Origin of the sequence: Lederbergia galactosidilytica, from assembly GCF_017873565.1 — a bacterium.
Classification (GTDB): Bacteria; Bacillota; Bacilli; order Bacillales; family Bacillaceae_C; genus Lederbergia; species Lederbergia galactosidilytica.
The window spans coordinates 48,061-74,485 of the sequence record NZ_JAGGKH010000006.1 but is presented as its reverse complement, the minus strand read 5'-3'; the positions used below and the strand labels follow the sequence as shown (position 1 = coordinate 74,485).

The 26,425-nt window shown below is 35.5% G+C and carries 26 protein-coding genes and 1 riboswitch; of the genes, 22 read left to right on the top strand and 4 right to left on the bottom strand.

The genetic code is table 11. From position 1 onward, the window contains the following. Positions 1 to 671: 671 nt before the first annotated feature. The 3 genes from sigX (at position 672) to J2Z23_RS07835 (ending at position 3,415) form a co-directional block, all read left to right on the top strand. Positions 672 to 1,205 carry an RNA polymerase sigma factor SigX gene (gene sigX / locus J2Z23_RS07845; protein WP_057987869.1) on the top strand — a complete coding sequence of 178 codons (534 nt, stop codon included), beginning with the start codon at positions 672 to 674 and terminating at the stop codon, positions 1,203 to 1,205. After that, positions 1,198 to 2,373, top strand: a complete 1,176-nt coding sequence (locus J2Z23_RS07840) for a hypothetical protein (protein WP_057987872.1) — start codon at positions 1,198 to 1,200, stop codon at positions 2,371 to 2,373. The genes sigX and J2Z23_RS07840 overlap by 8 nt, the downstream gene beginning before the upstream one ends. A gap of 58 nt (positions 2,374 to 2,431) precedes the next feature. Beyond that, positions 2,432 to 2,566, top strand: a riboswitch (FMN riboswitch). A 267-nt stretch (positions 2,567 to 2,833) separates the two neighbouring features. Continuing rightward, the gene (locus J2Z23_RS07835; RefSeq protein ID WP_057989212.1) at positions 2,834 to 3,415 is read left to right on the top strand and encodes an ECF transporter S component; all 582 of its coding nucleotides are present in this window, start codon (positions 2,834 to 2,836) and stop codon (positions 3,413 to 3,415) included. A 69-nt stretch (positions 3,416 to 3,484) separates the two neighbouring features. Here the strand turns inward: J2Z23_RS07835 and J2Z23_RS07830 are convergent, their stop codons facing one another. Then, positions 3,485 to 3,736: a ferredoxin gene (locus J2Z23_RS07830; RefSeq protein WP_057989213.1), complete on the bottom strand. Its 252-nt coding sequence runs from the start codon at positions 3,734 to 3,736 to the stop codon at positions 3,485 to 3,487. A 494-nt stretch (positions 3,737 to 4,230) separates the two neighbouring features. Here J2Z23_RS07830 and J2Z23_RS07825 point away from each other — a divergent pair, with 494 nt between their 5' ends. From J2Z23_RS07825 to J2Z23_RS07800, 6 genes are all read left to right on the top strand, one after another. After that, positions 4,231 to 5,286: a YpbB family protein gene (locus J2Z23_RS07825; RefSeq protein ID WP_057989215.1), complete on the top strand. Its 1,056-nt coding sequence runs from the start codon at positions 4,231 to 4,233 to the stop codon at positions 5,284 to 5,286. Then, positions 5,283 to 6,740 (top strand): RecQ family ATP-dependent DNA helicase, encoded by a 1,458-nt coding sequence (locus tag J2Z23_RS07820; RefSeq protein WP_057989217.1) that lies wholly within the window; start codon positions 5,283 to 5,285, stop codon positions 6,738 to 6,740. The genes J2Z23_RS07825 and J2Z23_RS07820 overlap by 4 nt, the downstream gene beginning before the upstream one ends. 6 nt (positions 6,741 to 6,746) lie before the next feature. Further along, positions 6,747 to 7,346 (top strand): CPBP family intramembrane glutamic endopeptidase, encoded by a 600-nt coding sequence (locus J2Z23_RS07815; protein ID WP_209973611.1) that lies wholly within the window; start codon positions 6,747 to 6,749, stop codon positions 7,344 to 7,346. Beyond that, on the top strand, positions 7,343 to 8,059 hold the full coding sequence (locus J2Z23_RS07810; protein ID WP_209973609.1) for a LysM peptidoglycan-binding domain-containing protein: 717 nt from the start codon (positions 7,343 to 7,345) through the stop codon (positions 8,057 to 8,059). The genes J2Z23_RS07815 and J2Z23_RS07810 overlap by 4 nt, the downstream gene beginning before the upstream one ends. A 63-nt stretch (positions 8,060 to 8,122) precedes the next feature. Further along, entirely contained in the window at positions 8,123 to 8,578 is a 456-nt protein-coding gene (locus tag J2Z23_RS07805; RefSeq protein WP_057989223.1) for a DUF2663 family protein, read from the top strand. A 159-nt stretch (positions 8,579 to 8,737) separates the two neighbouring features. Then, a complete protein-coding gene (locus tag J2Z23_RS07800; protein WP_064467459.1) occupies positions 8,738 to 11,416 on the top strand; it encodes a DEAD/DEAH box helicase family protein in 2,679 nt (892 codons plus the stop codon). A 128-nt stretch (positions 11,417 to 11,544) separates the two neighbouring features. Here the strand turns inward: J2Z23_RS07800 and J2Z23_RS07795 are convergent, their stop codons facing one another. Next, positions 11,545 to 11,856, bottom strand: a complete 312-nt coding sequence (locus J2Z23_RS07795; RefSeq protein WP_064467458.1) for a YuzC family spore coat inner layer protein — start codon at positions 11,854 to 11,856, stop codon at positions 11,545 to 11,547. Between the two features lie 537 nt (positions 11,857 to 12,393). Between J2Z23_RS07795 and J2Z23_RS07790 the strand changes: the two genes are divergently transcribed. From J2Z23_RS07790 to J2Z23_RS07780, 3 genes are all read left to right on the top strand, one after another. Next, on the top strand, positions 12,394 to 13,152 hold the full coding sequence (locus J2Z23_RS07790; RefSeq protein ID WP_057989227.1) for a metallophosphoesterase: 759 nt from the start codon (positions 12,394 to 12,396) through the stop codon (positions 13,150 to 13,152). Between the two features lie 332 nt (positions 13,153 to 13,484). Next, positions 13,485 to 14,057, top strand: a complete 573-nt coding sequence (locus J2Z23_RS07785) for an adaptor protein MecA (protein WP_057989228.1) — start codon at positions 13,485 to 13,487, stop codon at positions 14,055 to 14,057. 228 nt (positions 14,058 to 14,285) lie between these two features. After that, positions 14,286 to 15,245 carry a YpdA family putative bacillithiol disulfide reductase gene (locus J2Z23_RS07780; protein ID WP_057989231.1) on the top strand — a complete coding sequence of 320 codons (960 nt, stop codon included), beginning with the start codon at positions 14,286 to 14,288 and terminating at the stop codon, positions 15,243 to 15,245. A 1-nt stretch (position 15,246) separates the two neighbouring features. Here J2Z23_RS07780 and J2Z23_RS07775 read toward each other — a convergent pair whose 3' ends face one another. Then, positions 15,247 to 16,041: a cytochrome c oxidase assembly protein gene (locus J2Z23_RS07775; protein ID WP_238482668.1), complete on the bottom strand. Its 795-nt coding sequence runs from the start codon at positions 16,039 to 16,041 to the stop codon at positions 15,247 to 15,249. A gap of 96 nt (positions 16,042 to 16,137) precedes the next feature. Continuing rightward, complete coding sequence (locus tag J2Z23_RS07770) at positions 16,138 to 17,130, bottom strand: asparaginase (RefSeq protein WP_082881164.1); 993 nt, start codon at positions 17,128 to 17,130, stop codon at positions 16,138 to 16,140. Positions 17,131 to 17,236: 106 nt separating this feature from the next. Here J2Z23_RS07770 and prsW point away from each other — a divergent pair, with 106 nt between their 5' ends. From prsW to der, 10 genes are all read left to right on the top strand, one after another. Continuing rightward, a complete protein-coding gene (gene prsW / locus J2Z23_RS07765; RefSeq protein ID WP_057989234.1) occupies positions 17,237 to 17,923 on the top strand; it encodes a glutamic-type intramembrane protease PrsW in 687 nt (228 codons plus the stop codon). A gap of 148 nt (positions 17,924 to 18,071) precedes the next feature. Further along, positions 18,072 to 18,869, top strand: coding sequence for a spore cortex-lytic enzyme (gene sleB / locus J2Z23_RS07760; RefSeq protein WP_057989254.1), 798 nt, complete (start codon positions 18,072 to 18,074; stop codon positions 18,867 to 18,869). A gap of 17 nt (positions 18,870 to 18,886) precedes the next feature. Next, the gene (ypeB, locus tag J2Z23_RS07755; RefSeq protein WP_057989236.1) at positions 18,887 to 20,233 is read left to right on the top strand and encodes a germination protein YpeB; all 1,347 of its coding nucleotides are present in this window, start codon (positions 18,887 to 18,889) and stop codon (positions 20,231 to 20,233) included. A 241-nt stretch (positions 20,234 to 20,474) separates the two neighbouring features. Beyond that, positions 20,475 to 21,131 carry a flagellar brake protein gene (locus J2Z23_RS07750; RefSeq protein WP_057989238.1) on the top strand — a complete coding sequence of 219 codons (657 nt, stop codon included), beginning with the start codon at positions 20,475 to 20,477 and terminating at the stop codon, positions 21,129 to 21,131. A gap of 41 nt (positions 21,132 to 21,172) precedes the next feature. Further along, entirely contained in the window at positions 21,173 to 21,376 is a 204-nt protein-coding gene (locus tag J2Z23_RS07745) for a DUF5359 family protein (RefSeq protein ID WP_057989240.1), read from the top strand. 173 nt (positions 21,377 to 21,549) lie between these two features. After that, positions 21,550 to 22,224, top strand: a complete 675-nt coding sequence (gene cmk, locus J2Z23_RS07740; RefSeq protein ID WP_057989255.1) for a (d)CMP kinase — start codon at positions 21,550 to 21,552, stop codon at positions 22,222 to 22,224. After that, positions 22,224 to 22,808, top strand: coding sequence for a lysophospholipid acyltransferase family protein (locus tag J2Z23_RS07735; protein WP_057989241.1), 585 nt, complete (start codon positions 22,224 to 22,226; stop codon positions 22,806 to 22,808). The genes cmk and J2Z23_RS07735 overlap by 1 nt, the downstream gene beginning before the upstream one ends. 143 nt (positions 22,809 to 22,951) lie before the next feature. Next, entirely contained in the window at positions 22,952 to 24,088 is a 1,137-nt protein-coding gene (gene rpsA / locus J2Z23_RS07730) for a 30S ribosomal protein S1 (protein WP_057989243.1), read from the top strand. 200 nt (positions 24,089 to 24,288) lie between these two features. After that, a complete protein-coding gene (locus J2Z23_RS07725) occupies positions 24,289 to 24,885 on the top strand; it encodes a YphA family membrane protein (RefSeq protein ID WP_057994897.1) in 597 nt (198 codons plus the stop codon). A gap of 205 nt (positions 24,886 to 25,090) precedes the next feature. After that, the gene (gene der, locus J2Z23_RS07720) at positions 25,091 to 26,401 is read left to right on the top strand and encodes a ribosome biogenesis GTPase Der (protein ID WP_057989247.1); all 1,311 of its coding nucleotides are present in this window, start codon (positions 25,091 to 25,093) and stop codon (positions 26,399 to 26,401) included. Positions 26,402 to 26,425 lie beyond the last annotated feature (24 nt).

Sequence of the window (26,425 nt, the reverse complement as noted above, 5' to 3'; positions counted from 1 at the left end):
TCCACAAGAAACGATAGCTGGTTAACTAACGGATTGAATAACTTGAAAAGGTTGTTTAATCCGTTATTTTTTTGAGTGAATCAGCACGGTTGAGTTAACGAAGTTTCCTAAAATAGAAGTATGTGCACCATCTGCTTAATTAAAAGGGTAATCAGAAAGTAATGTCGAATTGAGATATAGCTTCTTGAATATTACCAAGGGAATTAACTCCTTTTCCGCAGAGTTTACAGGATGTTAGATTATACAGACCGTTGAAATAGGAAGACGTTGTGCTTGAGCCTACCGCCAGACAAGCGTGTAATTAAGTTTTAAACCTCTAGCGACCGGAAGTTCCCATCAACGTCTTTATTGAGAATGCCAAAACTATAAAATAAGCGAGATTTTATTACGTCTTGATACAAAATAGTCTGTTTTCCTGTGGAAGGACTTCGGAAGACAAGAGGAACACAACATTCGTCCACGGAAGGCGAAGTATATAGAACAATACTGTATTTATAGTAGTTTTTTGACTCCGCTCTTTGTTTCCGCAGGAGGCTAGTATTTTCCAATGATTAGGATGGCTGATTACTTCATATTTTCTGCATGATCATCCGGATACCTAATAAAAAAGTCAGAACATGTAACTTTTATAAATAAAAAACGACTAATATAATAGCGGGGGAGGGAAGGAAATGGACTCCGTGTTTGATGAATTGTACGATAAATATCATCAAGATCTTTTTCAGTTTCTATTTTACATGGTGAGAAATCGGGAAGAAGCTGAAGACTTAGTGCAAGAAGTGTATATCCGAGTAATCCATTCTTATAAACGGTTTGAAGGGAAAAGTAGTGAAAAAACTTGGCTCTTTTCGATTGCCAAAAATGTAGCCATTGACCATTTTAGAAAACAAAAAAATTGGAAACAAAAGATATATGATAAATTTGATTGGGATCGTGGGGGCTTAAAGGATGTAGCTCCACTACCGGAAGAAATTACGATCCAAAATGAGGATATGAAACTATTATTTCATTGTTTAGGAATGTGCACAACGAATCATCGGCTTGTTATCATTATGCGATTTATGAATGACTTTTCTGTGGCAGAAACAGCTCAAACACTGAATTGGTCCGAAAGTAAAGTCAAAACTACTCAACACCGTGCATTAAAGGCACTTAGAGAAAAAATGGAATTATATGCGATGAAGGGAGGCCCATTTCATGCCTGATGATGTTCAACATAAAAAGATTATTCGACTGATTAAGCACCTTCCGGAAGCAACAGATCCACGCACAAAAGAAGAAATCTACCACAATCTGAAGCATAACATGGAAAAGAAGCCGAACAGGAAAAAGCGACTTATTGTAATTCCTGCCTTATCTTCTCTTGCTGTAATATTGATTTTTCTTTTGATTTCGCCGACCTTATTCCAAAAGGCAACATATGATGAGACACCTATTACAAGTCGCCAAGAGGCTAATATTTTTTCAGATTCAGCAGAATCTGCGAAGGAAAGCAAGAATAAAGCGATAGAATCAAATGAAAATTCAACCACAATGCAAACAGAGGATAAGACTGAGCATGCTTCATTAAGAACAGCCCTTTACAAAGAGGATGTAGATAATAAAACTGTATTAACTTATGCAAGTCTTACGAATGATGAAGGATTAGTTCCAGTTTCCGTTAGTATCCTTGTGTCTAAAGAAGAATCGGAATGGTTTGAGCAATATAAAAAGGGAGCGGAAATTATCGAAAAAGAAGCACCAAATTTAATGAATATCATTCCTATTTTAAACTCGATAAAGATTGAAAATCCAACGAACGCACGTGTAATTATTGATGATGAATTCAGAGAAAACTTTGGTTATCAAAATGGTTTAGAAGATTTTATTCAAAATACATTCCAATTAACCGATATTCAAAAGGTCCAATTTACAGATCAAGACGGAAATCCAGTTGAATTTGGAAACATTGGAATTGTTCCTGATCAAACAATTGAGAAGGAACCACATCGAGCGCAATATTTATATGAAACGGATAATGGAGAAGCTTTTATTGTATCTGATAGTAATTCGTCTAGAGATAATTTTAATGCGACATTACATGTCATGAAAGACAGTCCTAATGAGAATTTAGAAGCCATTATTCCGCGTGGTATTAATTTTGAAATCGTTCAAGAAAAAGAAGATGTTGTTACCATTTTATTTAATCAACCAATCGAATTTGCAAGAGGGGATCAACAAGAAAATATGTGGATGATTGAAGGGATTTTACTAGCAGCAAAAGATTTTGGTTTCAAAGCGGTACAGTTCGAAGGAATTGAGCCCCAACAGTGGCAAGGCTTTAATTTTGAACAACCTGTAGAGGTTCCGCTAGCTCCCAATAGAATAAAGTAAGCACATCCCTTCACAAATAGTTATACTTATTGTATAATAAATTTGAAAATAAAATACGATTCATCTTCGGGGCGTGGTGAAATTCCCGACCGGCGGTAATGAAACAACGGTTTCTAAGCCCGCGAGCTTCTTTGAAGCAGGATTTGGTGTGATTCCAAAGCCGACAGTATAGTCTGGATGGGAGAAGATGGAGGTTGCCTTGTGTTTAAACAAAGGGATCATGTTTTCATGATGACTAATTTTCAGACGGTTATTATGTTTACTTACCTAGTTTAAATACTTATTTAAGCATCCGGATATTCTCCCTCAAAGTAGCCATTCTTTGGGGGTTTTTATTTTGTGATAGCTTATAGGGTGCGTGTTCAAATTGGAGAAGATACTTATTTCTACCTAGGATTGAACAGCTACTTACAGGCAAACCTTTCTTCATCGAGGGATGGATCTCTAAGGAGAGAGGATTTTGAGAAAATTTAATGTTAGATCGTTTGTTATCATCGGAATGTTTAGTAGTTTGGCGTTTGTGCTCATGCTTATTAAATTTCCGATCCCGCCATTTCCACCTTATTTAACAGTTGATTTCAGTGATATTCCCGCATTGATAGCCGCCTTAATACTAGGACCAACGGCAGGAATACTTGTAGAATTATTAAAAAATATTTTAGACTATTTTATTTCTGGGAGTGCTACGGGAATCCCAATTGGAAATTTGTCTAATTTTATTGCGGGAGTTTTATTTATTTTACCGACGTATATGGTCTATAAACGTTTAAAGGCGAAATGGGGATTAATGGTCTCACTTAGCATCGGGACAATATTTATGGCTGTATTTATGAGTGTCCTTAATTACTTCTTTTTCTTACCAGCGTTTATGGGGCTTGCTGGTTGGGAACCAATGAGTAATGAGGCTTTGCGTGAATTAGTAGTTATAGCTGTTTTACCGTTTAATATTATTAAAGGACTTATTGTTGCGGCCGTATTTTTACTTGTTTACAAACGTCTAAATAACTGGTTAGGTAAACAGATTTCATATAAAAATACTTAATAAAAACGGAGATGCTTTTATATTGCATCTCCGTTTTTATTATTTGCTTAAAAATGAAAAATTCTTGTGTTAATCCTCATATTTGAAAGGATTCCCATCAAAAGGGCCTTCAGCTATTTTAATCGATTCTGTCGGGCATCCCTCGAAAGCGTCCATTAAATCATCTTCTAATATATCAAGAACAGCTTCTGTTCCGGTATTATCATCAAGGATCACATACGCTAATCCTTCATCATCATAATCATATATATCAGGTGCCGATAAGCCACATGCACCACAAGCAATGCACGTATCCTGGTCTACAATTGTATATTTCGGCACGGAATTTCCCTCCATCCTAGTATTAATAATAAAATACCTCCATATTATTTTATAGCTAGTTTAACGGCTTTTCAATCTTTCAAGATTAGAAACATCACTAAGAATATAAATCGCGTTAGGAATAAATGGGTATGGAAATGCAAGTGTAAAAAGAATTTTTTTTACGGTATTCGACACTTTATCTTATCATATTATTCTCTGAGTAGTTTGATTTAAGTTTGACTCATGAATATTTGGAAGATCACAAACAATTTTTGTTTCTTTAGACCTGGGTCGAGAGAACTGTTTAGTCATTAAATTTATGCTCATACTTAAAACCCTGTAATTCTCTCTCCGCAAACTATATATTTTTGTTACATAGGAAGACCTGGTTTGCCTCTGCTTAACCTATTATCGACTTTTGTCGAAATTTTACAGAATGATAAAGACATAGTCGAAATACCACTTTCATGGTAAAATATTGTAAGAACAGGGGAAGGAGAGAGTCGAGAAAGATGACATTTTTATCTGCGCTCCTATTAAAATGTTTGCAAGAGCTTAATGAAGAAAGAACCATTTATTCGATTTACCATTTATTAGTAGGGAAAAAGTCATCACAGACTTTACAAGATGCTCATCTTTTTCAATTAGCGCCTTTTTTTAAAACTTTACCGAATCTACGACGTTCGCAATTTAATCACGATATTCAATTTTTAATCAAACAGCATTATGTGGATTATAATCCTAATACTTTGATGGGCCGTGTAACAGACAAAGGAAGTAAGGCTTATTTAGCGTATTTTGAAAAAACAACCATTCCTCAATATTTAAATGGTTTAAAATTTCAGGATACAACACTTCCAATGTGGAAAAGACTCACCTTATTAGTGCAAGTCTTATCATACATGAATCATGTAGAGAACCGTTATTACCCAGTCACAAGAGATCCTGACATTCAAATGTGGGTAAAGGGCTATTTATACAATCATAAAAGGAAAATGGGTGATCTAGCACCTATTTTGCATGAAGAACTAACAACATTATTAAAAACACCATTTCCAGAGGATCCTGTTACAATCATTTGGAGATTAAGTGGCTATCAAATGATCGGCTATACAGATAAGCAGACAGCTGAATTTTTAAATTTAGAACAAACTGAATATCATTTTCGCTTTTTAAATGCTCTTCACTATTGTATAGAGCAAATCGTAGCAAATCCTAATCAGTTTCAGATTATGTATTCCCTTGTGAAAGATCTATATAAAAGGATCCCGCTAACTAAAACAGCTGCAAAAACAGCAGAACTATTGGCGATGAATAATACGGTAAGAAAAGTGGCATTCTTACGAAATTTAAAACAAAGTACAATTGAAGATCATATCATTGAAATAGCAATGAATGATCCTTCGTTCTCAATTGAACCGTTTATCGGTCCTCAATTGGCAAAAGAAATTGTAGCGGCAGCTCAGCAATTGAAAGTAAAAAAGCTTAAGCCGATTAAGGAACAAATCCCGGCTGCAACCTATTTTCAAATCCGTCTTGCTCTCGCAAGGTTAGGAGGAGAAGGATGACAAAGGAAGAAGTTTTAAAGAAAATATTTGGTTATGATTCCTTTAATAATGGTCAAGAGGAAACAATTGATGCTGTCTTACAAGGTCATGATGTATTAGCAATGCTTCCAACAGGCACGGGTAAATCTTTATGTTACCAATTGCCTGCTTATCTTTCCAAAGGATCCGTATTAATTGTTTCTCCTTTGATATCTTTAATGCAAGACCAGGTTGAACAATTGCAAATATTAGGGGAACGTAGAGTTATAGCTATCAACTCATTTCTCAATCGAACGATGAGGGAGAAAGTATTACGACAGTTAAATCGCTATCGTTTTATTTATATGTCACCTGAGATGTTAGGAATGAGGAATATTATAGACCATTTAAAACAGATAAAAATAAGTTTATTTGTTATTGATGAAGCCCATTGTATTTCTCAATGGGGATATGATTTCAGACCAGATTATTTAAATTTAGGAAAAATACGTAAATCAATCGATGATCCACCAACACTTGCTTTAACCGCTACAGCTCAACCAGAAGTACGAGAAGATATTAAACAGCTTCTTCAATTAAATAAACCAAAAGAGTACGTCTATTCTATTGATCGCCCTAATATTAGTATGGTTGTAGAGAGGTACGATCATTTTACAGAAAAAAAGCAGAGATTGTTGGATTTAGTGCGTAATTTTCAAAGACCGGGAATTATTTATTTCTCAAGTAAACGTCTTACGGAGGAATTTGTAGAATTTTTCCAACAAAATGGTATTACAAAGGTCGCTGCATACCATGGAGCAATAGATCAGGAACAACGGATATTAATACAGCAACAATTTTTACATGACCAACTTGAAGTTGTTTGTGCAACAAGTGCCTTTGGAATGGGCATTAATAAAAAGAATATTCGCTTTGTCATTCATTATCACATGCCAGGGCAGATGGAATCATATATTCAAGAAATAGGAAGGGCTGGAAGAGATGGCCAGGCAAGCATTGCCCTCCTTCTCTATGCATCTGGGGATGAAATGTTACCTATCCGACTTATTGAACAAGAGCTCCCTGAAGATTGGCAAATCAATGCTTATGAACAACTAACTGATTTGAACGATACTACAAAAATAATGGCAGAATTAAAATTGACGGAAACACAGCTACGTTTTCTCGAATATTATTCATCCGTTTTTTGTGATAATCCAGATAGAGCGGGTAAAGTAATAGAAATAAAGAATACCCGAAGGCAATTGAAAATGAGTAAGCTATGGGAAATGTCAAATTGGATCCATGCAAAAGAGTGTCGACGGAAGAAGGCCTTAACCTACTTTCAAGAAATAGAACACTCCTCTCCAAAGTTATGCTGTGATATTTGCCAAGTGGAGCTGACTGATCCATTTTTCACAAGTAAAAAGGAAGAGGACCTGGATAATAGGCAGTCTTGGGAATGGCGATTGCAAAAAATATTGTTAGAAAAGTGAGTAGAAATGAAAAGTAGAAAGCAAGCTGAATTAATCAAGAGTTTAACAGAGAAAGAGATCATTTTAAGTGTTATTTTCACACAAGTGATTCTTTTGATTATCGCATCTATTTTAAGTCCCTTTTTCTTAAAAGATTGGCACTCATTTCTTAGGTTTTTTCAATGGGATTTTAAATGGGTATTCATAGGAGTTATTAGTGGGCTAGTTGTTGTATGCATAGATTTATTTTTGATGAACCGGCTTCCACAACGTTTTTATGATGATGGTGGGATCAATAAGAAAATATTTGCTAACCTTAATTTTGTTCAAATGATCGGCTTGGTTTTAATTGTAGCGATTGCTGAAGAATGGCTATTTCGAGGAATCATTCAAACTAAGTTTGGGTTAATCCCAACAAGTATTATTTTTTCTGTAATCCATATGAGGTATTGGACACATTGGTACTTAATCGTCAATATCTTCGTGTTAAGTGTTTGGATTGGCTTGGTTTTTGAATGGTCAGGGCAGCTTTTATGGCCTGTCATTTTCATGCATTTTATAATTGACTTTTTGTTAGGAATCTCTATTCGTTTAAATGCTAAGCGGAAAGTGGGGAATGAAGTATGACTGTACAAAAGAATGAGGAATACAAAAGTGAACTTCCATCTCGTGCGGAACTTCATGGTAGGAAAAATAAAAATAGAAAAAAAACGGAAGAGAAGAATGAGACTCAAAAGAAACGGAAAATATCAATTCCCTTTGTATTAGTCATTATATTATTATTAATGCCTGTCGTGGTTATGATTTATGCCAATAAAGATAAAATTTCCATTGCTAAAACAACAAGTGGCCACTCTGGAGAAGAAATTTTATTTGAGGAAGCGTCAGATACGACGATTCATTCAGTAGTAAGTGATGAATCTAGCGAAAAGAGGACAAATCAAGAAGATGAAGAGGATCAAAAAGAGAAGAGTGACAATACAGAGGAAAAAAATGAACCGAAAGATAAAGAAACTGATAAAAGTGAGCAGCAATCGAAAGAAAAAGTAAAGAAAGATGAAAATAAGCAGGATGAGGAAATAAAAAATAAGGAAAACAAAGAGACATCACCCCCTAAGAAGGAGCCAGAAAAGGAAAAACAGGAATCAACTCAAGATCAACCTCCTGTTCAAAACGAAGGTGGGGAAGTTTATCATACAGTTCAACCTGGTGAAACCCTCTTTCGAATTGCTATGAATTATTATCAAAGTCAAGAGGGAATTGAAAAGATTCGCCAAGCGAATGGCCTCTCAGGTAACGAGATATCTGTAGGACAAAAATTAAGAATTCCACAATCATAATAGACATAGAGCGACTCCCAAACACATAAAATTATAATATAGATGTGGAAGGGAGTCGCAGATATGGAATCTTTCTTACTTGAAGAAGGGGACAAGATGGACCCAACAACAAAACAGCTTTTACAAAGCTTGATTGATCGAAAGTCTAAACTTAATCGATATAAACAATTGCATTTTATCTTATTTTCGACAGCTATCTTATTCAGTGCTGTTCTTTTTTATACAGTTTATAATATGGCAGTTTTACCATTTCAAACCTCTATTTTCGATCTAATTACTTTTATTTTACAAAAAAATCATTTTATATTTTTATTATTGATCGCTTTTAGTTTATTCGGTGCTGTAAAAATTGTTTTCGAAAAAAAGACGAAAAGTGAAAAAGATTATCATGCACTAAGATGTGAAGTCATAGATAAAAGTGGAGATTTATGGAAAGGAGAACAATGGGAAAATAGACATAAAATTTATGAGAAAATGAAGAAAAGTTATGATATTAACTTATACCATCAAAGCAAGTAATTATTTTATTAAGAATGATTACTTGCTTTATCTTTGATTGATGGTAGCTTTATCAAGCTACTATTTAGAACACCTGTTGTAAAGCGTATTATAGTCAATATGAAACTTTCCTCTTTTTTAAACGTATACTATGTTATTAAGGAAAGAAAGGATTTTTTTATGAATTCATTTCCGAAAGGAATTCATTTTTGTTATGAATGGCGTTCATATCAAGCAAAAGTTCTGGAGAAATTAGAAGTCCTTTTAAAGAATAAACATTTGCATCTAGTGGCTCCGCCTGGGTCGGGAAAAACCGTTTTAGGATTAGAGGTTATGCTCCGTTTAAATAAACCGACTTTTATTATTGCCCCAACCATTGCGATTAGAAATCAGTGGGCAGAACGATTTGTTGACTTATTTCTACAAAATAACCAAAGACCTGACTGGATATCAACGGATATTAACGATCCTGCATTTGTAACAATTACTACTTATCAAGGTTTACATAGTCTTTTTCATAAAAAACCAATTGAAAAGGAACTGATGAAAGAAGCTGATGATGAGGAGGAAGTGCATTTCATTGAATCCTCCCATGAAAAAGAAAAAATAATAAATCGATTAATGGATTTGCAATTTGGGACTATTATCTTGGATGAAGCACATCATTTAAGAACAGCATGGTGGCAAACGACAATGGAATTTCGTGATCGTTTAATAGAGCCTACAACAGTTGCCTTAACCGCAACACCACCTTATGATGTTGGGTTAACCGAATGGGAGAAGTATATCAAGCTTTGTGGTCCTATAGATGCGGAAATTCATGTGCCTGAGCTTGTACGGGAAGCAGAATTATGTCCTCATCAAGATTATATTTATCTTTCTAAACCTTCTGCTGCAGAGGCTACTCCTATCCAAACCTTTCATCAAGCTGTTACTGTTTTTCAGCAGGAATTATTTCGAAATAAGCAGTTCATTAAGAAGGTTGAACAACATCCCTGGATTGCAAAAACCAATGATTATATGGGTGAAATTTTGGCTCGTCCAGCCTACTTTTCTAGTATGTTAATTTTCTTGAAAGCGGTTGGGAGTGATCATTGGCTTGAAGCTTTGCGGAAATTAGATTGGAACGGAAAGAAGCTACCTACTCTTGAACTAGAGTGGTTAGAAGAATTATTAACAGGAGCTCTTTTTCACGATGCTTACTTTGAAAAAGAAGAATATATAAGCAAAATTTATAAGGATTTGTCTAGAATAGGTGCGGTTGAAAGAAGAAAGGTGTATCTGCGCTCCACTACAGCGATCAAACGGACATTGATTCATAGTACCTCGAAATTAGCAAGTATCGATCAGATTGTTTCCTTTGAGGCCAGAAATTTAAAGGCAGATTTACGACTTGTTATTTTAGCCGATTATATTCATCTTCAAGATTTGCCGAAACAAGTAGATGATGAGGCACCTTTAATGCGTTTAGGAGTAATTCCCATATTTGAACATCTTCGCAGGCAATTGGGGAATGACTTGTCACTTGCTGTTTTAACTGGCTCCATTGTGATTGTACCAGTAGCATCATTGGATATTTTGGACAAACATGCTAAAAAAGAGCGGCTTGATTATACTACGCAAACATTATCTCATGATCCGCACTATGCCATAGTGAAATGGACGACATCTTCACGACAGAGAATGGTCAGTGTATTAACGAAGGTATTTTCAGAAGGTGGTATTCAATGTTTGGTGGGTACAACCGCATTGTTAGGGGAAGGGTGGGATGCGCCAAGCATTAATGCACTTATTATTGCGTCTTATGTTGGCACCTTTATGTTGTCCAATCAAATACGTGGGAGAGCGATACGGACTGAAAAAGAAAATCCTCATAAAACAGCGAATATTTGGCATCTTGCTTGTGTAGATTTTGGAGACTTGGATGGTGGTCATGATTTTCAGTCGATAACTAGGCGTTTCCACTCTTTGATTGGATTAGATACACAAAAGGAAAAAATCAGTACTGGGATTGACAGGATGAATTTGCTGCCACCCCCTTTTTCTCAGGAAGGAATCGAACAGCAAAATAAATGGACGTTTAGCCGGGCTGAAAAGAGAAAAGATCTTTTCATGAGCTGGAAAAAAGCTGTGCAAGTGGATGGTGAAAAAAAGGAAGTTGTCTATTTGGATGCGAAAAACTTGCCTCGTCCCTTCATATTCAAAAATACACTAGCCTCTTTGCTTATTATTGGCCTTTTCGTATTTACGGAAATTTTTCATTCAGTATTAGTTGAAACGTCAAGAACTGGACATATCCAAGAGTCCTTTCGTCTTATAATCGCTTTAAGTTTAGGGACAATTTTTGCGACTCCGTTTTTGTATAAAGCAGTAAAAGGATTTTTGAGAAATCCAACCATTGAAAAAAATATGCGCCAAGTAGCGAAGGTCGTTTACAAAACTTTATATCAGATTGGCTTAATAGAAACAAAAATAGAGGATAATGAAATACGTGTAGAAAAAGATGTGAAAGGCCATATTAGTTGTTGGTTGGAATGTGGTTCAACACATGAACAAAAGCTCTTTTCCCAGGCTCTACAAGAATTAATAGATCCAATTGAAAATCCACGCTATTTATTATTTAGGCAATCAGGAAAGCGTTGGTGGAAAAAAGTTGACTATCATGCGATTCCTGAAGAAATCGGACGTAAGAAAGGACATGTTGAATTTTTCTTAAGTGAGTGGAAAAAGCGAATCGGATCCGCAAAAATAATTTATACTCGTACACCTGAAGGTAGGAAATCACTTCTTACGGCGAGAATGAAGGCGATGTCTGCTATTTTTGTGAAGAAATCACAAAGAATTAGTGAATGGCGCTGATTCAAAGGAGACCACTTAAACAGGTCAATAGGCGTGGTCACAATAACGTCGTTTCAGATTGATACTTAGCTATTTATCCTACAAAGCAGGAGGTTGTAGCTTTGTTTTGTACTATAGCCGGTACTAATTTACCATTGCAGAGCAATATGTAAAGTGCAGCAGCCCTTTCCATTTTCTGCATTACTTAACTCAAATATAATCCCATCAGGATTAAAGTGGCTTATGACCGGGATTGAAAGCCCAGTAGATTGAATAAGCTCTTCAACTTTCTTTTTATTTGATTGTTGTGCGGCATCGATTAATTCATGTGCAAATGTTGAGGAAGAATTAATTTTATTAATCAATAAGCTTGCTTGGGTCATAAGCAACTGAAATTTTTGCGCAGATTGATGTAATTTTTCAATCTTAACAGGTGGATATAAATTTTGTTTTCTTCCCATATGATTAGGTTGGTTCTTGAGCGGGTATGGTGGATATGGGCAATAACGGCATGGAAAATAATACAAAACAATCCTCTCCCTCTGTTACTGTTTATACAATGTATGTAGTTTTTTACTTTAAGTTCATTTAACTTATAATATTAGGCACACAGTCATTTCGATATTGAGAGTAAAGAAGACTGACTTTGAAAATTATTAGTATGTAGAAGAAAATCTGCAATGAAATATAGTATCTTTATGAGACTAAGGCCGCTACGAAGTTATTCACAGTCGTTACGCATAAACCTGACGCAAGGACACTGCGTAATGAGCCATACCCTGTGTGAGACTCATTCTCCCACAGGGTCTAACATATTCAAGCCGCAGGGGAGGCATCCCGTCTTAAAAATTCATTCACTATCATCCTCCTAGACAATTCTTATGAAACAATAATCAATCTCCATAAAATCATGATATGATAAAAATGAGTTGGACACTTTATTAGTATGAACTACTATTATAAAGCTGACAGAGATAAAGAATGAATGGGGGATTTTCTTGATCATAATATCGGTCTGTATCATCTTAATCATAGGGATTTGTCTAACAATTTACATGGTAAGAACTGCCTTTGAAGATAATGTGTGTACGGAAGTGCTTCTATTTGAAAATCTTCCTCATTCATTGGAAGGAAAATCGATTTTTTTTATCTCTGATATTCATCGTAGGAAAATCTCATCTGATTTACTGAACGAAAAACCGGATTGGATTGTCATTGGCGGTGATCTAGCTGAAAAGGGCGTGCCTTATTCAAGAATTGCCTATAATTTGTCTATATTAAAAGCAATAGCACCAATTTATTTTGTTTGGGGAAATAACGATTATGAATTGAGTGAAGAACAACTGCGTGAACATTTCGTTCGCTTTAATGTGAGGGAATTAAAAAATGAAGTTTATGAAATGCCTAACAAGGAGTTGGCCTTTATCGGTGTTGATGATGTAACAACACAGGAATTACCGCCAATTGAATCTATTCTAGAAAATGCTGAGCCGAATAAATTTCAAATTATGTTAAGTCACAATCCAGCTATTCTAGAGATGTTACCTGAGGATCACCAAATTTCTCTCATATTAAGTGGGCACACCCATGGAGGACAGATCCGAATCTTTGGGTTAGGACCTTATAAAAAGGGCGGTATGAGTGTAAGGAATGGTACTCGTCTTTTGGTCAGCAATGGATACGGCACTTCTTTATTGCCTTTGCGCCTTGGCGCCAAACCTGAGACGCATTTATTAATTTTAAAAAAGGATGAATAAGCTGAAAGATTGCACTCATACTCAGACATCTATATTGATAGAGGATGATCGTTAAATAACCTAGAACCCAAGAAGAGAATAGCATTCCTCCTTTTTTAGAAAGCATCCGTTATCCTTTTAACACATTCCCTTTTCGCATTTCTAGTCCTGACAAATTTTCACTCTTTATGTATGGTAACATCAGCTCGTCATTCGCCCCCACCGTATTTACTCTATATTGTTAACAGTCTTTAAATATATACGTTGCTAATCTGGTACATTCGCTTTTCGATGAACCATCTTTATGAAGTTACATAGTATGGAGGGAAAGAGCAACTTCAGGGGGCGGTTTCGTGAAGCTGGAGCGCATAGCACTAAATCAAATTAAATATTCAATTTCGTTTGATGAACTATCCTTTAAAGGAATGACCGAAGAAGAAATGTTAGAAAAGCCGTACGTATGGGACGCTTTATTCGATAGAATGCTTGATGAGGCATGCCGTATGTATAATTTGCAGGATTGTGAAGCAATGGCTGTTGAAATTTATTCTATGAACGCAAACGAATTAGTTTTAATATTAACTTTAGATGATGATGATATGGTTGATTTCCCAATAGGGATTCATGAACCAAGTATTATATTTGAAAATGATTTCGTTATATTCGTTTTTGATTCGATTGATGATTGTATTTTCTTAGCCAAAAGAATGTCCGATTTAGAGCGGCTGCAAAGTATCAGTTCTTTGTATATGTTTAAAGATCAATATTACTTAGTGATGATGAAAGGGAATATGAGGCAAGAGAGTTTATTGGCTTTGGGGGAAGAATATGGAGAGCGAAGTACTTACACATGGGCGTATTTAGAAGAATATGGAAAAACCATTATAGATAAAACAGCGATGCAAACCCTCTATGCAAATTTTTAATCAAATTCATTGCACTCATTTTTGAAATCTCCTATCATATAGATGGGAGATTGCGTTATTTTCCTAGGATGGATGGCCCAAATTCGCAATCGATGTCCAACTCTACGTGCTTTAGAATTACGGACAAACATATGTTAAGGAAAAGCAAAGAGGATCTTACTTTATTTGCTTGCCCACTGATAAGTAGTCGCCTTGCGTGATTGTTCATAAGAATAGGAGAGTCTTAAAATGCAAAAAGAAGAATGCATTATTATAGGTGGCGGTCCTTGTGGATTAGCCGCTGCCATTGCTTTAAAAAACATCGGGAAAAATCCACTTGTGATTGAAAAAGGTAATATTGCTAATGCGCTATACCATTACCCAACCCATCAAACATTTTTTAGTTCTAGTGAAAAACTAGCCATAGGAGATGTGCCGTTTATCACAGTAGAACGTAAGCCAAAAAGAAATCAGGCACTTACATATTATCGTGAAGTAGTAAAACAAAAGGATGTAAGAATTAATCGTTATGAATCAGTGTTAAATGTAAAACAAGAAAAAGATGTATTTACAGTAGAAACATCGAAAGAAGAATATGAAGCGAAATATATAATTGTCGCGACTGGTTATTATGATCATCCTAATTATATGAATGTCCCAGGGGAAGATTTAGATAAAGTGCTTCATTATTTTAAAGAAGGACACCCTTACTTTGACACCGATGTAGTAGTGATCGGAGGAAAGAACTCTGCTGTAGATGCTGCGTTAGAACTTCATAATGCTGGAGCAAGAGTAACTAATTTATATCGAGGGAACGATTATTCTGTTAGTGTAAAACCGTGGATATTACCAGAATATCAGGCTTTAGTTAAAAATGAAGAAATTAAATTAGAATTTAATGCACATGTTTTGGAAATAACTCCTCACTCTGTTCGTTATCAAGTTGGGGATGAAGTCAAAGAAATTGACAATGACTTTGTTTTTGCAATGACAGGTTATCATCCGGATCATCCATTTATTAAAAAAATGGGAGTAGCGATTGATGATATTACTGGAAGACCACAATTCAATCCAGAAACAATGGAAACCAACATCAAAAATTTATTCATTGCAGGCGTAATTGCAGCTGGGAATGAAGCAAATGAGATCTTTATTGAAAACGGACGTTTACACGGGGGACTTATTGCGAACTGTGTACAGGATAGATAGTTTACAGCAGTTTTCTAGCTATCCCCTTCCGCAATCTGTGTTCAAATTTTACTATACTCATTAAACTTACTTTGTGAATAGCTAGCATAAGAAGACCGGCCAGTAATGGATCATACTTATTATTGATCGGAACTAAATAACTGATTGCATCACTATTAGGTAAGCAAAGGGTAGCGGTTAGCTGTCCCTGTAAAGGAAGATGGCCTACCCCATTTAAAACGCCAGTGAAAATAAAAAATAGACACGCTGGCATGAGAAGAAGAGAGCTTTTAAAAATGAAGCTCTTTTTTTGCTTTACTTGGTTAATGGTTGGATAAACGAGTGGTCGCCACATATTCATAGATAAATAAAACAGCAAATAAAGGTAAATTTTATGAATATAGGGATATTGGGTAAAGGTCTGTAAGATCATTTGGAAGTGATAAACGAAGAATAGAATGGCAAAAGAGTAAAGTGCCGGAACTGGCTGAATTAGTAAATATTTGATCCACCTAATCAATTTAAATTGCTTTAAATATTTGTATAGAGAGAGAGGGATTCCTAATAACAAGAGTGGTGGAATAATAAAATAATGAATACTCATAAACAGCATGTGTGAACTAAAATAGAGGTGGCTTAGGATGGTAAGAGGACTATTAATAGTTAAATAGGTTAAAAATAAACCGGTGTAGAATATTAAGGGCTTCGATGAACAAAGCTTCAGGTTAGTGGCCCGTTTGATAAGGACCCCATAAAGAATCGCGATAAAGCTTAAAATTATAAAGAAGATGCCACTCCACTCATCGCTGACAAGCATATATAGAGAAAACATATAGCCACCTCCAAGTTTTCTATAAATATGTCTTATCTTCATTTTTTATGAATGGTCAGGCTTATTGCTGCATAATAATCATTACTCTTCAAAATCACAAACAGGATCTTGGAAAATTTTATTTAATTTTTGGGGATCAGCAGTTTTTGTTAAAGTAATTAACAATTTAATTCTTGCTTTTTGCCCATTTAATCCATTGCTGAAAATAACTCCCATTTCTTTCAGCTGCTTTCCTCCACCTTGATAATCATAGACATCTTGAGCAACTCCCTTAAAACAACGAGAAACGACAACGATAGGAATATTAGCTTTTATTAATCTTTCGACTCCCGGTAGGCAATAAGGTGGTAAATTTCCTTGCCCTAATGCTTCTATCACAACACCGTCATATTTTTTATCAAAAATAGCATCAAGCAAATCTGCTTCCATTCCCGCATATGCTTTTAGGAGTGCAACTCTTTTGGATATTTGTTGAGGATTATATTTTTCTCTATATAATGGCTTATAATGAAACAAAATTTCTCGTTTTGTCACTAAACCGATAGGCCCATATTGTGGACTTTGAAAAGTTGAAACATTACTCGCATGTGTTTTTGTTACGTTTTTTGCAGCATGAATTTCATCATTTAAAACAACTAAGACCCCTTTATTTTTCGCTTCACTACAACAGGCCACACGTATTGCGGAAATAAAATTGTATAACCCATCTGAGCCAATCTCATTACTTGACCGCATGGCTCCAGTGAGAACAATGGGAATAGTAGTATCGAGGGTGAGATCTAAGAAATAGGCAGTCTCCTCAAGAGTATCTGTACCGTGAGTAATCACTACACCGTTAAATGAATGCTGTCTACACTCTTCCTCAATCAAATTTTTCAGTGTTAACATTTCTCTTGGCCCAATATGAGGGGAGGGGAGATCGAATGGCTGTTTTGTGGTGATTTTTGCAATTCCTTTTAAAACCTCTGTAAAATCCAGGAGTGGATGATTAAGAGACGGACCAACCGCACCTGACTGGGTGTCTTCGTGCATGGAAATGGTTCCACCAGTATGTAATACAAGTATGTTTTTCAATATTTTTCACCTTTTCGTTATTAGTATAGTTCATTACTTGAAAATCATTCCCAATTCATCTTTTCCATGTTAACATAAAAGAAACAGATAGAAATGAGAGCTGGTTATGTTTGGCATATTATCTGCCGGGATTGCCCCGGGTTTAGCTTTAATTAGTTATTTTTATTTACGTGACCAATATGGGCAAGAGCCTGTTATAAATGTATTTAAAATGTTTTTGTTTGGCGCCATTTTAACATTTCCAATTATGTTTATGCAATATGTGATAGATGCTGAAAATATTATTGTGAATGAATATCTTCATTCATTTATTTCTGCTGCTTTTTTAGAGGAGTTTTTTAAGTGGTTTATATTGTTTTTAACTATTTACCCACATGCTGACTTTGATGAGCCATATGATGGGATTGTGTATGGTGCTTCTATTTCATTAGGTTTTGCTACCGTTGAAAATATTCTTTATTTACTTGGTAATGGAATTGAATTTGCAATGGGGCGTGCTCTACTGCCAGTCTCTAGTCATGCTTTATTTGGGGTATTGATGGGCTATTATCTTGGCAAGGCAAAATTTAATATTGGTGGAAGTCCAGTTAAATGGATCTGCTTTTCTTTTATTACACCTTTTATTTTACATGGATTTTATGATTCTATATTAGTCGGGAAAAGATGGATTTACTACATCATTCCTTTTATGCTATTCCTATGGTATGTTGGATTAAAGAAAGCGAAACATGCACATAGACTATCGGAAAAACATATTCAAAATAAAACCGAAGAAAAAACAGCTGCATTCTAATAATGTCAGCTGTTTTTTTATTTGGCTAGAAAATGTGGTAGTTTTTCTTACTTATCATGAATAAAAATCGGATTCCCTAAAGACAATAGGATTAGGAAAACAATTTTTGGAGGCTATTAAAGTGAGATATAGCAAAGCGATTAAGCTACTGACTGTTTTATTCGTAAGCATTATCATACTATCTGTTCCTACGATTCAGGAAACACGTGCCTTTACGAATCAGGTGATTCAAAAAGGAGCGGTTGGGGATGATGTTATTGAATTACAAGCGAGACTGCAGTATATCGGTTTTTATAATGGGAAAATTGATGGTGTCTTTGGTTGGGGAACATACTGGGCACTAAGGAATTTTCAAAGTGAATTTGGCTTGCCAATTGATGGACTAGCTGGAGAAGATACGAAAGCAAAACTCATTAAAGCTTCAAAATACGATCAACAATATGTTAAGAACCAAATCCAAAAAGGCAATAAGTTTACCCATTATGGTGGGACGGATTTATCACAACAATCTGGACCTTCTAAAGGACAATCAAGTAGTCAAGGTGGAAGCAACCAACCGAAACCATCTGCGACAAACACACCAGCAGGTTTTTCACAAAACGATATTCAACTTATGGCTAATGCTGTATATGGAGAAGCTCGCGGAGAGCCATATGAAGGTCAGGTAGCCGTAGCTGCCGTTATTTTAAACAGGGTGAATAGCGCCTCATTTCCAAATACAATATCTGGCGTTATCTTTGAACCGAGGGCATTTACTGCAGTAGCGGATGGCCAAATATGGTTGGAACCAAATGAAACAGCAAAACGAGCTGTTTTGGATGCGATTAATGGCTGGGATCCAACAGGCAGTGCTCTTTATTACTTCAATCCAGATACCGCCACAAGTGCTTGGATTTGGACCCGTCCACAAATTAAACAAATTGGAAAACATATCTTTTGCATGTAAAGAGGAGGTGAAGTGTCATGATTAGATCAATATTAATTGGTGTGTTAGTTATTGGAATAGCTGGAACGGCTTATTGGGGCTATCAGGAACATCAAGAGAAAAACGCGATACTTATGAATGCGGAAAATAATTATCAACGAGCCTTTCATGATTTATCCTATCAAATGGATATATTACATGACAAAATAGGCACAACCTTAGCAATGAATTCTAAGAAATCTTTATCACCGGCGCTAGCAGATGTGTGGAGGATTACCTCTGAGGCAAGAACACAAGTAGGGCAATTACCATTAACCTTACTACCCTTTAATAAAACGGAAGAATTTCTAGCTAATATTGGAGACTTTAGCTATCAAACTGCAGTCCGCGATTTAGATAAGGAACCCTTATCTAAGAAAGAATATACAACCTTGCAGAAGCTATATGGTCAAAGTGATGAAATTCGCTCTGAATTACGCACTGTTCAACATTCGGTGCTGAAGAATAATTTAAGATGGATGGATGTTGAATTAGCTCTAGCTTCCGGAAAAGAAGCGGCCGATAATACAATCATTGATGGTTTCAAGACGGTTGATAAAACAGTAAAAGGCTTTGATGAAGAAAATTTGGAAGATACAACAATGGTCACATTTCAGAAGAAAGATCAGAATTTTAAACATCTAAAAGGTGAGGCCATATCTAAAGAAAAGGCTGTTGCCTATGCTAAAGAATATGCCGGGATAGACAATGTTCAAGAGGTAGTAACGACTGAAAGTGGAAAAGGCTCAGCATATCCTTTTTACAGTATTAATTTTGATAATGGAAAAGATCAAGTTAGTCTTGATATGACGAAAAAAGGTGGCTATCCTATTTGGCTAATCAATCATCGAGAGATCGGGGAGCAAAAAATAAGCTTAAATGAAGCAGCTTCAAAAGCTGAGGAGTATTTACAAGCACATCATTATGAAAATTTGTATATCAATGAAAGTATACAGTATGATACCCAAGGATTATTTACTTTTACAACTGTGCAGGATAACGTGACTATATATCCAGAATCGATAAAGGTTAAGGTCGCGCTTGATAATGGGCAGATCATCGGATTTGCTGCTTCAGATTACTTAAAGGGTCAACATGAAAGAGATATACCTAAGCCTAAATTAACTGAGCAAGAGGCAGAAGAATATATCAATGGAAACGTAAAAATTAGAGATCATAAATTAGCGATTGTCATGAATGAGCTAGGTAAAGAAGTGTTTTGTCATGAATTTGTTGGTACAATGAATGATGACACATACCGAATTTTCATCAATGCTAAAACAGGAATGGAAGAAAAGGTTGAAAAATTACAAAACGCTGAGCCGTTATACGAAGATGTTCTTTAGTCAAAAACCCATCTGAAGCTTACGCTAAGATGGGTTTTCGCATGTGCTAGGAATTTAACCGAGGTAGATGAAACTAAGCGGATCATGAAACGGTAGGTAGAATCTTTATCTTATCTTATCTTTAATAAGTGGACATATATTGCTTTTTGTTTTTGACTATTTTTTCTAACTACTAGAAATCAAGAAATTTCTTTGAGATAATACTAAATAATCAGTAAAAAAGTAATAGGTGGGGTATGGGATGATGATTAAGGTGGGTATGGAACTTATATTAGAGTTAGATAGAGAAAATAATACAGAAACATTTAAAGCGAAAATAGCTGATTACTCAGAAAACAAAATTTATATTACCTATCCGATTGGGAGTGAATCACAACGAGTAATTTTTTTGCTAAAAGAAGAAGAGTTATTTGCCAGCTTTACTGATAAAGAAACAGGGAATGCCTATTTATTCAGAACAAAGGTGCTTGGACAGGTGAAAAATAAAATCCCTTTATTAACTTTATTTTTTCCAGACGATGATCAACTAATGAGGATTCAAAGACGAGAATTTGTTCGTGTAAAAACTGGTTTAGATGCTTCACTGAAAATTGCGGGGAAATATTTTCCGACCGTGACAGAGGATATTAGTGCGGGCGGTTGTTCAGTGGTTAATCGCCATTTGCATATCAAAAAGGGTGAATTAGGAGAAGTTTTGCTTGTGTTGCCATTTTCATCTAAGGATTATCTCTATCTTAATATTACGTGTAGAGTGGTTAGGAATTTTGAAAAAAATGGGGTTAACCTTGTTTCATTGCAGTTTTTAAACTTATCTAATCAGGATCAACAACAATTAATCCGCTATACGTTTGAAAAACAATTAGAATACCGAAAAAGAGGAGTTAATGAAATAATTTAATCCCAACTTGTCGATAATAAAGAGAAAAACGGAGTGGTAACATGAAAAGATTTGAAAGAATCTTATTTAAACTGGTTCTATTCCAACTGTTTATTCTAATCGGTGTTCAAACATTTTTTCAAGATTTAACTTGGTTTGAATATGTAAATAAATTAATTCAATATGAAGGGGTCTCTGGATTAGAAGAACTCGATAAACTGGATGTATTTCAGCAAAAAATCGATCCACCGAATAATAACGAGTAAAAACAACAATTATAGTACAATTTGTTCCATCCATATAGTGTTCACCTGTATATTAGCCTAAATAAATTTCTCTATATATTTAGGGAGGAATTTATTGCGTTATATGATAATATAAAAATAAACTAAAATCATATTTATATGAAGCAAGCAGGTGAAGGAAGTTGAATTTGAATTTGAATAAAATTAGTATTGCTATTGATGGACCAGCTGGCGCTGGGAAAAGTACTGTGGCCAAAATTGTGGCTGAGAAAATGTCCTATATATACGTTGATACAGGGGCTATGTACAGAGCTTTAACATATAAAGCTTTGGAAGAAAATATTAATATACAAAATGATCAAGCATTAGCTGATTTACTATCCAATACAGCCATAGAACTATCTCCATCTAAAACAGGACAACTTGTTATAGTTGATGGAAAAGATATTACAAACATTATCCGGGAAGATGCAGTAACGAATACAGTATCAACCGTAGCTGCCCATCGTCTTGTTCGGGAAAAAATGGTCAAACAACAAAAGGCATTAGGACAAGCCGGCGGTGTTGTGATGGACGGACGGGATATTGGGACAGAAGTTTTGCCAAACGCGGAATTAAAAGTATTTTTGGTCGCTAGTGTTGAAGTGCGGGCAGAAAGAAGGCATTTGGAAAATATTGAAAAAGGCTATGCTTCAGATCTTGAAAAACTAAAAAAAGAAATTAGTTTACGTGATCAACAAGATTCTGAACGAGAAGTCTCTCCGTTAAGAAAAGCAGAAGACGCGATTGAAATCGACACTTCATTCCTCTCTATTTCCGAGGTGGCTGATCAAATTTATCAATTAGCCAACGAAAGGATGGGGGACTAGTGGCTTTTTACGATTTTGCAAAAGGCGTTGTCAAAGTTATTTTCAAACCCCTTTATCGGGTTGAAGTGATTGGGCTTGAGCACTTTCCAAAAGAAGGTGGAGTCCTCCTTTGCTCCAATCATATTAGTAACCTAGATCCACCAACAGTAGGGATGTCTGCTCCTAGACCGGTTCATTTTATGGCAAAAGCGGAATTATTTCAAAAGGGAGCAACCAAAAAATTAATGAACGCAATCAATGCTTTTCCAGTTAAACGAGGGATGAGTGATCGCGAAGCTTTAAGAAATGGTTTAAAATTATTAAAGGAAGATAAAGTTGTTGGATTATTTCCTGAGGGAACTAGAAGTTTAACCGGTGAGCTTGGTAAGGGATTAGCCGGTGCAGGTTTCTTTGCTTTACGTTCAAATGCTCATATACTTCCTTGTGCTGTAATTGGTCCATACAAGCCATTTAAAAAGCAAAAAATTGTTTTTGGCAAACCAATAGATTTTACGGAAATTCGCAAAAACAAAACCCCAGCCGATGTCGCGACAGAAGTAATCATGTCAGAAATCCAAAAACTTTTAGATGAACATTCTCGTTAATTGAATATTGTCACATATAGTTACAATTACTTGACAAACGTAACCATTTGTAAGAAGTTAATAAGAGGATGATTTGAAATTAACTTAAAAAGAAAGAAATTTCATTAATTCTTGTATTTTTAAAGCCGATAGGAGGAGTACATATGCCCGAGGAAATGAATGATATTGAAGTGAGAAATTTCTCTGAGGGAGATCAAGTGAAAGGAACTGTCACTAAAATCGAGGAAAAACAAGTACTTGTCGATATTGAGGGAAGTAAGCTTGATGGTATCATCCCGATTAGTGAACTATCCAGCCTCCATGTTGAAAAGGCATCGGATGTTGTCAACGAGGGAGATGTTCTTGATTTAATTGTGACAAAAGTGGAAGAAGAACTTTTGGTTCTCTCTAAACGAAAAGTAGATGCAGAAAAAGCTTGGGAAAAGTTGGAAGAACGCTATCAAAATAGTGAAATTTTTGATGCTGAAGTAAATGAAATTGTCAAAGGTGGTCTAGTTGTTGACCTAGGAGTTAGAGGATTTGTGCCTGCATCTATGGTAGAAGATCATTATGTTGAGGATTTCTCGGAATATCAAGGAAAAACGCTTTCTTTTAAAATTGTAGAATTGGATAAGGATAAAAACAGACTTATACTTTCACATCGTGCTGTTATCGAAGAAAAGAAGAAACAAGAGAGAAAGAATATATTAGAGAAGTTGTCGGCAGACCAGGTTCTTGAAGGAACTGTACAAAGATTAACAGATTTCGGAGCTTTCGTTGATATTGGTGGAGTGGATGGCTTAGTGCATATTTCGCAACTTTCCCATCAACATATTGACAAACCTTCTGAAGTGGTACAAGAGGGTGAAAAAGTTACTGTTAAGGTTTTATCGGTAGATCGAGATAATGAACGTATTTCTCTGTCTATTAAAGAAACGTTGCCAGGACCATGGGAAAATATCTCGGAAAAAGCCCCTGTAGGTTCAGTTCTTGAAGGAACTGTAAAACGACTAGTATCTTTTGGTGCTTTTGTTGAAGTGTTACCTGGGGTAGAAGGATTAGTTCATATTTCGCAAATCTCGCATAAACATATTGGAACTCCACAGGAAGTTTTGGAAGAGGGACAAGCTGTTCAGGTAAAAGTATTGGATGTTAATGAAGGTGAACAACGTCTTTCATTAAGTATTAAAGAACTTGAAGAACAAGAAGACAATAATCATGATTATGAGCTTCCTGAAGAGACTTCAGGCTTTCAGTTAAGTGACATGATTGGAGATAAATTAAAGAATTTTAAAAACTAAATTAGTAATAAGGAGTAGGCCTTGCAAGGTTACTCTTTAGTTGAAGGAAGAAGGTGTTGCAAACTAGCAACACCTTCTATTTATTTATATAGAAAATCAATAGTAATTCACTGTCTTCGTTCTCTTTTTTTCAATTTTGGGGTATAGCAACTGATTAAATTTTGCTTTCCTTTCCTATAATGGGAAAGGGAGGTGGTTAAATGCCAGGAAGCATATTTTTACTTTTTATTTGGGGAATATGGATTTTTGCTACCTTTTTAATGGATAAACAAGAAGTACATCGTTGGGCGATTGCCTTATTTGCACTTGTGATAATTATTTGTCTACCATTAAAACTTTCTATTTTTGGTTTTATAATGAGCGGACAAAGTTGTATTGTATTAATCACTTGTTATTTGATCATAGTTAAGTTACCTCTGAAAAAACAACTTGTTTTGTTTATATCCGTTTTCTCTCTCATATTAGGTTACACAGGTGTTCGCTTATTTGAATTATATGACCCAATCCTCATGATAGTGGACAGAAGAATATTATTGTCTTTATTATTGATCATAGTGAGCTATTTTGTTTTTCCATTTAACTTTTTAGAAAGAGTCTTGTTTATTTGTCTCGGTGTTATACAAGGGGAATTTTTTTTAGCCATTATTTTATCTAAATGGGAAATACCTTATTTAATCGGTTCTTTAGAAATATTCGATATATTATCGATTACTTTATTTACAATCACGATTAGCTACGTTTTTTCAAAGATTTTTGTGTTGATGAAAGTAAATAAAAATAAAAAAGTTTTACATTAAATCATCATTTTTTTATTTTCGTTGTCTAGATATTTATAAAATGGTATATTGTGGATTATACGTCTAGCTTGACTGTATAATATGAGTGGAGTAAAAGGTGTTTATTTTGGACGCAAGGAAAAGAAGATTGTGTTCACAGAAAAATTTATCCAAACTTCATTAAAAGAAAAGATTTTGAATTTGACTTAAAGTGAGTGATGATGATATGGCAAAGGCTACGGTAGCAATTGTAGGGCGCCCTAACGTAGGGAAGTCTACTATTTTTAATAGAATTGTCGGAGAGCGGATCTCCATCGTAGAAGATTCACCAGGTGTAACTCGAGATCGGATTTATGGAACAGGCGAGTGGTTAACACATGAGTTCCATTTAATTGATACGGGTGGAATTGATATGGGGGATGCCCCTTTTTTAGTTGAAATACGTGAGCAGGCTGAATTAGCTATTGAAGAAGCAGATGTCATAATTTTTATAGTAAGTGCTCGGGAAGGAATCACATCTACGGATGAAGAAGTGGGAAAAATTTTATTTCGCTCGAAAAAACCAGTGGTTCTAGCTGTTAATAAAGTGGATAATCCGGAAATGAGAACAGATATTTTTGAGTTTTATTCACTAGGATTTGGAGAACCCTATCCTATATCTGGCTCACATGGGTTGGGACTAGGAGATATGCTAGATGAGGTTGTTCGACATTTTCCGAATGACTTGGAAGAAAATGATGATGAAGATATCATCAAATTTAGTTTAATTGGCCGTCCTAATGTTGGGAAATCGTCTATTGTGAATGCATTGCTTGGTGAAGATCGCGTGATTGTGAGCGATATTGCGGGAACGACACGGGATGCGACAGATTCGGCCTATGAGTATGAAGGGCAGAAATATACGATTATTGATACAGCAGGGATGAGGAAAAAAGGCAAAGTTTATGAGAAGACAGAAAAATATAGTGTTCTCAGAGCCTTAAAGGCGATTGATCGGTCAGATATTGTACTTGTTGTGTTGAATGGCGAAGAAGGAATCTTGGAGCAGGATAAAAAGATAGCTGGTTATGCCCATGAAGCCGGTAGAGGAATCATTATTGTAGTGAATAAATGGGATGTTGTTGAAAAAGACGATAAAACAATGAGGAATTTTGAAGAACAAATCAGGGCTCATTTCCAATTTCTCGACTATGCACCGATTGTCTTTGTATCTGCTAAAACAAGGAAAAGACTTACAACTTTGCCTCCTGTTATCAAAATGGCGAGTGAAAATCACTCTTTACGAGTCCAATCAAGTGTCTTGAATGAGATTATTATGGATGCTATTGCCCGTAACCCAGCACCAACTGATAAAGGGCGTAGATTAAAAATTTTATATGCTACCCAAGTTGGAGTCAAACCACCAACTTTTATTGTTTTTGTAAACGATCCAGAACTTATGCACTTTTCTTATGAGCGATTCTTAGAAAATCGGATACGGGAAGCCTTTGGCTTTGAAGGAACTCCTATAAAGATGATTGCTAGAGCAAGAACGTAAGACGGAACAACTAAAGAGTAGGTG